The sequence below is a fragment of the Acinetobacter sp. CIP 102136 genome, from assembly GCF_000369685.1.
Classification (GTDB): domain Bacteria; phylum Pseudomonadota; class Gammaproteobacteria; order Pseudomonadales; family Moraxellaceae; genus Acinetobacter; species Acinetobacter fasciculus.
Genome location: NZ_KB850142.1, coordinates 358,002 through 371,027, shown reverse-complemented (window position 1 = coordinate 371,027; position 13,026 = coordinate 358,002). Strand labels below are relative to the sequence as shown.

The 13,026-nt window shown below is 45.1% G+C and carries 8 protein-coding genes and 3 tRNA genes; 6 read left to right on the top strand and 5 right to left on the bottom strand.

The genetic code is table 11. The annotated features are described in order from the left end of the window. Positions 1–71: 71 nt before the first annotated feature. The 6 genes from F893_RS07210 (at position 72) to F893_RS07180 (ending at position 4,279) form a co-directional block, all read left to right on the top strand. A complete protein-coding gene (locus F893_RS07210) occupies positions 72–965 on the top strand; it encodes an alpha/beta fold hydrolase (protein WP_004279542.1) in 894 nt (297 codons plus the stop codon). 245 nt (positions 966–1,210) lie between these two features. Beyond that, positions 1,211–2,122, top strand: coding sequence for an alpha/beta fold hydrolase (locus F893_RS07200; protein ID WP_004279540.1), 912 nt, complete (start codon positions 1,211–1,213; stop codon positions 2,120–2,122). A 130-nt stretch (positions 2,123–2,252) separates the two neighbouring features. Then, positions 2,253–2,328 (top strand) — tRNA-Glu (locus F893_RS07195). 24 nt (positions 2,329–2,352) lie between these two features. Next, positions 2,353–2,428, top strand: a tRNA-Glu gene (locus tag F893_RS07190). Between the two features lie 46 nt (positions 2,429–2,474). Further along, positions 2,475–2,550: transfer RNA gene (locus tag F893_RS07185), tRNA-Glu, on the top strand. 307 nt (positions 2,551–2,857) lie between these two features. Next, on the top strand, positions 2,858–4,279 hold the full coding sequence (locus tag F893_RS07180; RefSeq protein ID WP_004730198.1) for an iron-containing redox enzyme family protein: 1,422 nt from the start codon (positions 2,858–2,860) through the stop codon (positions 4,277–4,279). A 64-nt stretch (positions 4,280–4,343) separates the two neighbouring features. Here F893_RS07180 and F893_RS07175 read toward each other — a convergent pair whose 3' ends face one another. From F893_RS07175 to F893_RS07155, 5 genes are all read right to left on the bottom strand, one after another. Continuing rightward, complete coding sequence (locus F893_RS07175) at positions 4,344–5,588, bottom strand: NADH:flavin oxidoreductase/NADH oxidase family protein (protein WP_004279536.1); 1,245 nt, start codon at positions 5,586–5,588, stop codon at positions 4,344–4,346. A gap of 130 nt (positions 5,589–5,718) precedes the next feature. Beyond that, positions 5,719–6,729 carry an ABC transporter permease gene (locus F893_RS07170; RefSeq protein WP_004279535.1) on the bottom strand — a complete coding sequence of 337 codons (1,011 nt, stop codon included), beginning with the start codon at positions 6,727–6,729 and terminating at the stop codon, positions 5,719–5,721. Then, on the bottom strand, positions 6,729–7,775 hold the full coding sequence (gene yejB, locus F893_RS07165) for a microcin C ABC transporter permease YejB (protein WP_004279534.1): 1,047 nt from the start codon (positions 7,773–7,775) through the stop codon (positions 6,729–6,731). The genes F893_RS07170 and yejB overlap by 1 nt, the downstream gene beginning before the upstream one ends. A 24-nt stretch (positions 7,776–7,799) precedes the next feature. Continuing rightward, positions 7,800–9,641 (bottom strand): extracellular solute-binding protein, encoded by a 1,842-nt coding sequence (locus F893_RS07160; RefSeq protein ID WP_004279532.1) that lies wholly within the window; start codon positions 9,639–9,641, stop codon positions 7,800–7,802. Between the two features lie 10 nt (positions 9,642–9,651). Beyond that, on the bottom strand, positions 9,652–12,945 hold the full coding sequence (locus F893_RS07155) for a LysM peptidoglycan-binding domain-containing protein (protein ID WP_004279530.1): 3,294 nt from the start codon (positions 12,943–12,945) through the stop codon (positions 9,652–9,654). Positions 12,946–13,026: the final 81 nt, after the last annotated feature.

Below are 13,026 nucleotides of genomic sequence, written 5' to 3'. Positions count from 1 at the left end.
AAAAGAGCGGCTCCGGCCGCTCTTTTTTTATCTATACTATAACCATAGTGGGCAGCCTTAAGGGTGCGTCGATGAAAATTGTGTTTATTCACAGCATGAACAAGCAACAGTATACGGCTACTTCATTACGTCAACATTGGCTGCATCTCTTCAAGACAGGCCTTCGGAAAAACCCACAACAGCAAGCTCGGTTTACTTATTTAAAACGGCATATCCGTATCCCTTTTTATGGCGATTTATTTTCTCGGCATCATTTTCATAACGTCTTGAATGCCAGCACCCTGATGCCGCAACAGTGGCCGCATTTCCCTTTTTTACATCCCGCACAGCTGCAACCGGCATCGCCACCAGACCAATGCACCTATCAAATTTGTGACGTCCCGCAGTCGAATATTGATGATGTCCTGAATTTCAATCAAAAACTAAAGTTCATCACAGCATTAAGCAAAGATATTGCCTTGCGGGATTTTGCGGTACTCATCAATTACTTTCCCAGCTTACATGCCAGCTTTTTGCATAAATTTTTGCTAGAAAGTTATCTTTATTTGGCCAACCCACATTTTATGCAGGAAGTTCACTGCCGCATTCATAATCAACTCTATAGCAGCAGACCACAGATTCTGGTGGCTCACTCACTCGGCAGCGTGATTGCCTATAATTATTTGATCCAGCATCCGGAGCTGAATATCAAGCGTTTTATTACTCTCGGATCACCGTTGGCATTTCGGGTGATCCAGGCTCATCTGCCGCAACCAATTGTACGGCCTGCTGCGATTTCAGGCGATTGGATAAATTTCTATTGTAGCGATGACTTTCTGACTGCCTTTCCATTATCAGAACCACCCTTCCAGTTTCAGCCAGCGATTATTAATCAGGAGATTCATACCTCCATCTATCATCCGCATGATATTGATGGTTATATTCAGCATCCGGACGTCATTAAAGTGCTCCTGGAATTACTATAAAACTCACGCCAAACTCTAAATTCAACTTTTACAGCTCCATTCATATTCTTTTTCTATTTAATAAAATCTTTCATCCAGACCTACCAATTTACTGCTTTTTCTGCCTTTTTTATAAATATACAGATGTCTGTTAATGATTGTTTTATCAAAGATAATTTACACATTAACGCCACAAAAAGTGCAGCTTGGCTTGCCGCAATTTTCTCTATACTGTGAATATATAGATCGACCTCCGTGAGGTATCGATGAAAGTTATTTTTATTCATGGAATGAACCAGCAACATCATAGTGCTGCATCGATTCGCCAGCGCTGGCTGCATATACTTCAAAAAGGCATTCGCAAACACCGTCATGATGCCAGATTCAGTTATTTACGACGTCACATTCACATTCCATTTTATGGAGACTTACTTTCACACTATAACGTTCGCAACATCCTGAATCCTGGCACCTTAATGCCCCAGCAATGGCCCAGCTTTCGTTTCCGTCAACCTGTCCATCCTCAGCTTCCTGCAACCGTTCCACGTCCTGGCTGGCGCAAGCCCGTGATTTCCGATCTTCCCCAGCTTCATTTGAATGACACGATGGATTTTAAACAGAAATTCAAATTTATTACCACGCTAAGCAAAAATGTTGCACTGCGAGACTTTGTATTATTGCTGAATTATTTTCCCAGTCTGCATCGGAACCTGCTTCAGAAATTTCTGATTGAAACCTATCTGTATCTCGACAATCCTGCTTTCATGAAGGAAGTTCATGAGCGGATTGCCCGGCAATTGAATGGTCGCAAACCTTGTATTGTGATTGCTCATTCTCTGGGCAGTGTAATTGCCTATAATTATCTTATTCAGCATCCTGAACTGAACGTACAGCGTTTTATTACTTTAGGATCGCCATTAGCCTTTCAGGTGATCCAGTCACATTTACCGCAACCCATTGTACGACCTGCAGCAATTAAAGGCGACTGGATAAATTTTTATTCAACTGATGATTTTCTTACCGCCTTTCCTCTTACACAACCGCCATTTCAGTTTCAACCCGCAATTATTAACCACGGCATTCGTACCCATATTCACCGCCCGCATGATATTACCGGCTATTTACTCCATCCGCAGGTGGTAGAAGCAATTCTGGAATTGCTTAAAAATCCAGCTTAAACCATGTAATTTTCCAGTATTTTCTCTAGATTGTTTTAAATTTATGCACTCAACCCAGAAAATCATTTTTTTATGGAAATGCGTTTGACACCCCCCTGTTTTCACCCTATTATACGCCCACCTCTGAAACGTCCCTATCGTCTAGAGGCCTAGGACATCGCCCTTTCACGGCGGTAACCGGGGTTCGAATCCCCGTAGGGACGCCAATTTTCAGAAGTACATTTTATTAAGTCCCTATCGTCTAGAGGCCTAGGACATCGCCCTTTCACGGCGGTAACCGGGGTTCGAATCCCCGTAGGGACGCCATTACTTAAAGCTAAAAGTAGCGGTTTTAAAATTTATCTTCTGTACTGTCCCTATCGTCTAGAGGCCTAGGACATCGCCCTTTCACGGCGGTAACCGGGGTTCGAATCCCCGTAGGGACGCCATATTCGAGATGGCAACATCTCAACAAAAAGCCCGAGCATTGCGACTCGGGCTTTTTTTATCTTGCAAATTTTATTTCTGAAAACTTTAAACCTTGTTTTTATCATTCGTTCAAATCTAGCTCTCTTTCTGGGGGCTGCCATCCCATTCTTAATTTTACAATTTGTATTGTTTTAACATTTCTATGCATAGAAATATCCGTTCATTTTCATTTAAAGCAATACACCAATAAATTAGAACAAAAATTCAACACCCTGCTTTTAGAGGGCACGTTAAGGTAAATCAAGAGAAATCTGCAAGGATCAGATTATGTTCGTCAGCACAGAGCTAAGTTTACCTTTATCGCCAAATAAAAATCATAATTATCAAATTAAAAGCTTTAAGGATTGGGTCGACTTTTTTCAAGATACTGAAATTTCGACATATACCAAAACTGAAAAAGCTGAATCTTATTTGAGCGATCTGATTAAAAATTTAAATATTGATACTCTCGGATGGTTAGATCAGCCCGCACAGGTTGAACAGCATCTTTTAGAACAACATCATCAAATCTGTTCCACTTTCCAGGCCTATATCAATCGCCGTAAACAGCAGCAGCCTCGGGAATATTTTCCAACGGTTTCTCATGCTTTCGAATTCCTGGCGAAAGTTGCACCGGTCAAACTGGTCGATGGTGCCTGGTTATATTCGACCGTGCCAAACTGTAATCAGCCCGAGCTAAAAGATTTGATTTACATCTATCTCGAAGAGCTTGGTTTAGGGCATCCGCGTGCCAATCATGTCACCATGTATCAGGACCTGTTGAGTCATTATGAGCTGAACAGTTACGCCGAGCATTTGGATGACAGTTACTACGAACAGGCTGCCGTACAGCTAGCACTAGCTTATGCCCCAGCCAAATATTTACCTTTGGTCATTGGCTTTAATCTCGGCTATGAACAGTTACCGCTACATCTGTTAATCACCAATTATGAACTGGCTGAACTGGGTATCGATCCGCATTATTTCAATGTGCACATTACTATTGATAATGTTCACAATGGTCATGCGCAGAAATCCCTGCAAGCGTTTATCCAGCATTTTAATCAAGCTGAAGATCCACAAATTTATCTTGAACTGATTAAAAAAGGCTATGTTCTGAATGACATCGGCAAAAGTTCCTCTCAGATCATTAAGGAACTGGATATTGGGCAGATGGCTTTAAAAGTTTTCCAGAATAAAGCGCTGATTGGTCAATATATTCATAATCAGAAATGCCAGTTTAGTGGCAAGACCATCAATGACTGGTTATCCGATCCTGCCCAGATTGCCGAGTTTTTGCAGGTCATGATTGACAAAGGCTGGATCGTAAAAGATGCACCAGTGGAGCAAAGCCGTTTCTGGAAAATGATAGATCATCCGGAAGGTAAAATGTTTGGGGTCTTTAATGCGACCGAAAAACAGATTATTAAAGACTGGATTCAGGGCGCAGGCTTGGCAACTCGCCTGTCCTCACGTAGTGCAACCCCATCACAGGCAAAAATTGAACCTGCAATGAGCCGTATGGATCAGCAGCGCTTGAATCAGTTAAAAAGTCGCTTCATGCGCTGTGAAGGTGCGGAACAGAAAATTGATTTACTGATTCCTTATACTGCACCGCATATGCATCATACTGAAATTGGTTTATGGGCGACTCGTCAGTTAAGCCAGTTATTATTTCCTTTTCAGACCCAGGCGATGCATTATTCCTAAAGCACCCCTAAGTGCCAGAAATTAAAAAACCGGACATTTGCAGTGTCCGGTTTTTTAATAAAGATTAAGCCGATTTTCGCGAGTTTAATTGTCCCTTGATCACCGCTTTGACATTGCCTTTCAGATACTGCAAAAAGACCTTTAGTGGTGACAGCTTTGGATTAGGCTGCTTGCCTTTGGCAATTTCTTTAAACTGCGCGGCATACCAGATGATTTCCATAATCGCCATTTTGTCGACCATTGGAATACCGGTTTTAATTTTCTCAACCGCATAACGTACATCCTGCCCCGCAACCAGACGATTACCCAAGTCAGGTTCTACCGCAAAGGGACGTGCAATCCCGACAAAATCACAGGCACCACTGTCGAGCGCGGCATTCATGCCTTCAACTGTTCGGAATCCACCAGTGACCATGATATGGCACTTCACTTCCTGACGGATTTTTTCGGCAAAATCGAGGAAATAGGCTTCACGGGCAATGGTCGAGGCCTTGCGCTTGTCTGCTTTCACGCCGGCCATCGCAGGTGCTTCATAGCTACCACCTGACACTTCAATGATATCAATGCCTGCAGCGTCCATCGCCTTAAAGACATAAATGACATCTTCTTCGCTAATACCGCCACGCTGGAAATCAGCTGAATTCAGCTTGACTGAAATAATAAAATTTTCCGAAGTCGCAGCACGAACAGCCTGATAGGTTTGCAGCAAGAAACGGGTACGATTCTCAATACTACCACCCCATTGATCCTGACGCTTATTGGTCAGCGGTGACAGAAACTGGCTAATCAGATAACCATGTGCCCCATGCAACTGCACCCCCTCAAATCCTGCTTTTTCACAGATGGCAGCCGAAGTGGCAAAGCGCTGGATAATATCCAGGATTTCATCTTCACGCAATTCCCGTGGGGTTCCAAAGCTCATGGCCAAAGCCGGACTAAATGGGACTGCGGACGGTGCAACCGTTTCTTTATTCAGACCTTTGGGACACTGGCGGCCCGGATGTGACAACTGGACCAGTTGTACCATATCATGTTGTTTGCCTACGTCAGCCCAGACTTTGAGCTGCGCCAGATCACGTTCTGTTTCTACCACTACGACGCCCGGTTCATTCTTGGCACGATAATCCACCATGACATTACCCGTAATAGCACAACCCAAGCCACCTTCGGCCCATGCTTCATACAACTTGAAATGCGCCTGATTGGGTTGGCCGGCATCATTGGCCAGTGCTTCACTCATGGCACCTTTAATGATGCGATTTTTAAAAGTGGTATTACGAATTTGAATGGAATCGGCCAATTGAGTCATGATCTGTCCTGATACGTTACTTTTATTTTGTACCCATTTATAACGTAAGCCAGAACAATTGACAATCAGTCTTGTCAAATTTACACAATTTTTATCTGCTTATTTTCTTATGGTTAAAGATTTTTGTGATTTAGTTTCTTGGATCAAAAGCATCCCGTACCGCTTCTCCCATATAGATCAGCAAACTCAGTACAATCGCCAAACTAAAGAATCCCGACAATGCCAGCCACGGCGCATTTAAGTTGTTTTTGGCCTGAAGCAAGAGTTCCCCGAGGGATGCCGAATCGGGTGGCAGACCATACCCTAAAAAATCCAGCGCTGTCAGTGCAGTAATATTGGCGGTTAGCATAAAAGGTAACTGTGACAGGCTAGAACCTATCACATTGGGGAGAATATGTTTGAACATGATCCGTCCATCCCCGGCCCCAATACTTCTTGCTGCCCAAACGTATTCCAGATTTCTGGCGCGCAAAAACTCAGCGCGCACCATACTCACCAGTGTGGTCCAGCCAAATAACAGCATGATCAGAAATAGCCAGTAAATACTCGGACTAAACAGACTGACCAGTACCATCACCATAAACAGCATCGGCAAACCGCTCCAGACTTCGAGTATGCGTTGCCCGATCAGGTCAATCCATCCACCATAATAACCCTGAATTGCCCCTGCTAAAATTCCCAGCGCCGCAGACAATAAAGTCAGTGCAAAACCAAACAGTAATGAAATCCTTAAGCCATATAGAATCCGTGCCAGAACGTCACGGCCTTGATCATCTGTTCCCAGCCAGTTTTGCGCACTCGGTGGCGAAGGCACTGGTACAGCCAGTTCAAAATTTGGCGTTTGATAAGAAAATGGAATGATGGCCCAGATCGCCCAGCCTTTTTCTGCAATCAGTTGCTGTACAACGGGATCTTTATATTCTGCTTCTGTCTCAAATACTCCACCAAACGTGGTTTCCGGATAGGATTTCAGGATGGGCAGATAAAAAGCATGATCATATTTCACCAGCAAGGGCTTATCGTTAGCAATTAGTTCTGCACCCAAGGAAATGATGAAAATAGCACTGAAAATAATGAAGCAGCTAAAGCCTAGCTTATGCTGCTTAAAACGTTGCCAGCGTGCTTGCATCAAGGAAGACATTATTGTGATCCTCGACGTGAACTGAAATGAATCCTTGGATCAATCAGTTGATAGAGCAAATCGCTGAGTAAACGCAGTATCAGACCGAGCAAGGTAAAGATAAACAAAGTACCAAAAATCACCGGATAGTCACGCTGGATAATCGCCTCAAAACCTAAGACGCCTAACCCATCCAGATTAAAGATAATCTCGATGAACAGGTTGCCCACGAAAAACACCCCGATCAGAACTTCGGGCAAACCTGCGATAAGCACTAAAATGGCATTCCGGAATACATGCCGATACAGCACTGCATGTTCAGTTAAACCTTTGGCCCGCGCAGCCAGGACATATTGTTTGCTCAGCTCTTCCACAAAAGAAAATTTGACCAGATAGGTCAAACTGGCAAATCCGCCGAGCACCATGGCCAACAGCGGCAAGGCCATATGCCAGAAATAATCATGAATTTTCGCAAAGAATGAGAGTTCAGCAAAATTTTCAGAGCGAATGCCCTGCAAGGGAAACCAGTGCAGATAAGACCCGCCAGCAAAAAAAACGATAAGTAAAATGGCAAAAATAAAGGCTGGAATGGCATAGCCCACGGCCAACATTAGAGAGGTGGTCTGATCAAACAGACTGCCATGTTTGCGGGCTTTTCTAATCCCTAAAGGAATGGAGACCAGATAAATCAGCAAGGTACTCCACAGGCCTAAAGAAAGCGATACTGGCAATTTTTCCCAGATGAGTTCAGTCACAGGTTTGTCTTTGAAAAAACTCTGCCCCAGATCAAACTGCGCATAACGCGTTAGCATTTCCCAAAATCGAATATGCAGCGGCTGGTCAAAGCCGTACTGGATATTAATCTGCTCAAGCATCTCCGGTGTGAGGCCTTGCTTTCCCTGATACTGCAATCCGGTATGCGCCAAACCATTGACCTGTTGCGCCTGATAAATCGCCTGCTCCACCGGACCACCGGGTGCCAGCTGGATCACCATGAAATTGATCAGCAAAATGATCAGCAAGGTTGGAATCATCAGCAACAGACGTTTGAGAATATAAGTGCTCATGGCACTCCCTGATAGGCTTGGAGCTTAATGCTGTTTGAAATAATCAGCCACATGTCTGGCCTTTTCTGCATCGACCCACCAGTAATCAATCCCGGCGGAGAGTTTAGGTTTTCGTTGCGGCTGCTGATACATATTCCAGTAAGCATACCAGTATTCACCCGTACCATAAGTCAGAATATGATAATAGCCTGCACGCAGTAAACGGTCTAATGCTCGGGTACTATTCACCAGCTGTTCACGGTTTTGAGCCTGTGTCACCTGCTGAATGACGGCATCAATGGCCGGATTTCGAATGCCGGCATAATTATAATTACCTGGCTGCGTGGCGGCCTGACTGCCCCAGAACTGTTTCTGCTCCTGCCCCGGTGTCAGGGATTGCGGCATGGTATCGACAATCATATCAAACTGATAATTCCGCAGCCGTTCATAATATTGCGCGGTTTCTACCATACGAATGCTGGCCTGAATGCCCAAGCGTTTTAAATGACGCAGATATGGCATCAGATCACGCTGCTGTTCCGCCTGATGCAACAGGAACTCAATCTGTACCGGTTGACCCGCAGCATTGACCAACTTCCCCTGTTGATAACGATAGCCTGCCTTTAATAGCAATTGACGGGCTTTTAACAGATTGTTCCGGTTAAAACCGGAGGCATCTGACTGAGGATATTTCCAGTCCTGCAGTACAGCCTGACGTTGAACCGGATCAAGCTGCTTTAAATGGGGTTTCAAAATGTGCAGTTCTTGAACACTTGGCCGTGTATGAGATGCAAGCTCGCTATTGGAAAAAAAGCTGTTCAGGCGCTGATATTCACCATAGAACATGGCTTTATTCAGCCATTCAAAGTCATAGGCAAAACTCAAGGCTTGGCGGAAACGGATATCGGCAAAAGGCTGACGGCGGGTATTGAATATCAGACTCTGGGTCGGAATCGGGTTGTGATGCTGAAAGCGGTAACGCTGCACCTGTCCTTGCCGAACGGCGGGAAACTGGTAGTCTTTCACCCAGCGGTTGACCTGTTTTTCCTCATGCAAGGTAAATTGGCCCGACTTGAAAGCTTCGAACTTGATTTCAGGACTACGATAATAACGATACTTGATCCGGTCAAAATTATAACGCCCGCGGTTGACCATCAAGTCTTTTCCCCAGTATCCGGGATTACGTTTGTAGCTAATACTACGTCCAGCATCTATGTGTTCAATGACATAAGGCCCTGAACCCAGCATCGGTTTCAGCGTCAATTCTTTAAAATTACGCTTTTGCCATTCCTGTTTAGAATAAATGGGCATCTGCGCGACAATCATCGCCATTTCCGGATTATGTCCGGATTTAAAATGCATTTTGACCTGTAAAGGTGACAGGACTTCCAGCCGGTTTAAATCAGCCAAATACATCTGCAGGCCAAAATTGGACTGGGTCTGAAACAGTTCAAAACTGTATTTGACATCTTGTGCAGTTACCGGCTGGCCATTACTAAACCGTGCTTTCGGATTTAAATGAAAAATAATAAAGGCGGTTTTCTTGGGGTCAAAACTGACTTTTTCCGCCAGCAAGGGATAGTACACACCGGGCTCATCCAGTGACTTGGACAGCAAACTGTCAAAAATATAGTTGCCCCCCTCAGTGACATTGCCCTTGCCATTCATGCTGTTCAAATTATCGAAACTGCCATCAGCTGCCAGAATCAGCGTACCGCCTTTCGGTGCTTGCGGATTGGCATAAGGCAGGGATTTGGCCTGGGCATATTTCGGCTGGCTATGTAGTGCAATATATGGGGTGGTGATCAGGGCTGCCCAACTGCTACTTACGAGCAGCGGGGCTAGCCAGATCAACCTGAAAGTTTTAAATAAATGCGCGAATCTCATGATCCATTCATTAATTCGGCACTTTAATCACATCACCAATACGCAATTGTGTATTTGGTTTGAGATCATTCATTTCCGCCAGTTCATTGCTGTTCAGACCATAACGTGAAGCCAGACCGATTAAGGTATCACCGCGTTTGACTTTATAATCCGTCACCAGTTTTGGAATCTGGATCGTTTGACTGACACGCAATCCTGCGCGTGGACTCAGATTATTTAACTGAGCCAGGTCGGTCACGCTTATGCCTAAACGGCTGGCAATTGCATTCAGGGATTCACCGGATTTTACCGTATAGGATTCAGTTGCCTTAGAAGCTACAGGCTTAGCTGCCACTTTCACGCCTTCAACTTTTTTATCTGTCGGAAAGTCACCCTCAATTTTTAAACGCTGACCAATACGCACTGTGCTATTGGTATTCAGGCCGTTCAAATCAGCCATATATTGCAGTTGTAAATGATACTGACGTGCAATAGAGCTTAAGGTTTCCCCTGACTTCACCACATGCGAATCCGATTTTGTATTCTTGACCGCAGTTTCCGCGACCACTTCACTTACCGGTTCTGTCACGTCACCACTCAGTTTCAGACGCTGCCCCACTCGCAAACCTGCATTACGTGACATGCCATTCAGGCTCGCCACCTGGTCCATTGACAAATTATATCTTGAGGCAATACCGGTCAGCGTATCACCCGATTGAACCGTATAGGTTTCAGGGATTTGACTGCCGGCTGGAATCTTGATGGTCTGACCTATACGTAAACCACTATTGGCAGACAACCCATTCAGTGCAGCCAGTTCAGAGACACTCAGCTTGCTTTGACTGGCAATAGTATACAGTGTTTCACCGCGTTTGACCTGATAGTTTTCAGTTGCAGTCTGATCGACTTTAACATTTTCAAACTTCTGCTCAGTTTTCTGGCTAGATGCCGTTAGCTCTTCAACTTCCTGAAGTGGTACATTGATTTTCTGTCCCACCATCAGACTGCTACCGGCAGTCAGACCGGAAGTCAAAGATGCCAGTTCAGCATTTGAAAGCCCGTAACGATCGGCAATCAGTTTCAGATACTCACCGCGTTTCACTGTATAGGATTTAGTCTGAACCTTGGCAGTTTCAGCTTTTTTAATCTCTTCAACTTTGGCTTTGGACTGCCCTGTATCTTTCAATGACAGCTTTTGCCCAACAAACAGACCGCTATTACTATTCAGTCCATTAAAATCAGCCAGTTGTTTCACGCTAAAACCAAACTGGGTCGCTACGCTAGTCAGAGAGTCATTGGCCTGAACGACATAAGTTTCCGGCTTTTCTTTGGCTTTGCTGGCTTCCTGTACAGGTTTGGCATCATACAGATAAATGGTGGTGCCCACATACAGTGGAGAATTTGGATCAATCTGGTTCCATTTCGCCACATCACGCCAGTTCACCCCATTTTTAGCCGCAATCATTGCCAGATTATCACCTGGTAACACCTTATAGGTACTGCGTTTTCCTTTTGGAGCAACCACTACCACTTCAGAATCCGTCTTGACGTAATTTTTGCCCTGATTTAGCTTGGCTTCAACCGAGTTCGCAGTGGTATTGTCAGCAACTTCTTTCGGATAAGAAAAGCCTTTGGTGAGCTCTTTGCCTTGCTGCTCAGCAACAGACAGGCTGGTTTGAATGGCAGTCAGCTTGATTTTACCGTCATAAGGATCAACAATTTCTGTGCCAGCCGGCGCCAATGCTTTCAGCTCTTCAACCACTTGGGCCTGTTCTGCCGGTGTTGCAACAGGCTGCAGAATTTCATCTACAGTTTTCTGAATATCCTGTGCGATGACCGCCTGCTGAACTTGCTGACGCTCAGCTGCCGAAATCGGTGGTTCGACCTGAATCTGTTTCGCTGGCGCTGCAGGTGTTACAGCTACCGGAATACGCGGCGCACTTGGAATTGGCAAATCACTTTGTGCCGCAAAACTGGCCAAGGCAGATGAGCCTTTAGGCGTCGAAATCTTTTTCGTAGTCTGGGTCACAGTATTTGCCGTTGTCGCGGTACTTACCGCTGCTGTGACGACAGGTGGCGTACTTGCAGCTTTAGCCGGAGTCGTTGTTTTAGCAACGGTCGTTGCAGGCTGATTACTAACAACCGCTGGCGGAGTCTGTTTAGAAGGCGTAATCGTTTTCATATTTAATTCTGGCGGTGCAGCTCTGGTGGGCACCACTGTCGTCGTATTTCGCGGCAGGCTGCTCGTGTTACTCGCCCATAAACCACCTGAACCGGATAATTTTTTCAGCTTCTCATCCACTGAAGGACTTAAGTCAGCAGGAATCAGAATACGGCGCGGACTTGCAGGATCAATATGATCACCACGATGACCCGGGTTTAATTGATACAGTTCTGCACGGCTCAAACCGGTAATCGCTGCAATTTCATTTAAACTGGCAACACCGACCGGTACTTCACGGAAATGCGGACGGTTGGCAATCGGTGGCAAACTCACCCCATAACTGCCCGGATTTTTAATAATTTGTGCAACCGCCAGGAAACGTGGCACGTAACTCATGGTTTCTTGTGGTAGTTTCAATGACCAATAATCGGTAGGCAGACCTGCAGCTTTGTTACGGTTAATCGCCTGCTGGATACGGCCTGGGCCTGCATTATAGGAAGCGAGCGCCAATTCCCAAGAACCAAACTGGTTATACAGACTGCCCAAAAACTCATAGGCTGCACGGGTCGATTCCACTACATCACGACGACCATCGTATAAAGAAGTCTGCTTTAGACCATAAATGCGGCCGGTACTTGGAATAAACTGCCATAAACCTGCTGCCGCCGCACTACTGGTCGCTGCCGGGTCATAAGAACTTTCAATAATCGGTAACAGTGCCAACTCGGTCGGCATGCCACGGCGTTCTGCTTCTTTTACTGTGTAATATAAATAACGTGATGCACGCGCACTTAAGCGATCCAGATAAGGCTGACGTGAAATAAACCAGCCACGCTGCGCATCAATCCGCGGATTCCAGACACTTAAGTCCATCTTGAAACCCACGGTCATGCGTTTCCAGACATCACCATGTTTCAGAATCTGTAAACGGTCACCTTCGACTGCACGCATATCCGTTGCAGAAAGTAAATCTTCGAGTCCATCCAGACTGCTGGCATCCAGATATTGTGATCCAACCTGCTTGCTTGATGCTGTTTGGGTCGCACTTTGTGTAGATGAACAGCCCGTCAGTCCTAGAGAAGCAAGCGCAGTTCCCAGTACAGAATATTTTAAAAATGTAGGTAATGTCGGCTGCCACAAAATTGCGGTTGGTTTATACATAAAGAAATCCAAACAACTCGTATATAAATTTATTTTTTAGATATGCCATTGTAGTGAAGCATGTCGAAGACTCAAGCCAAT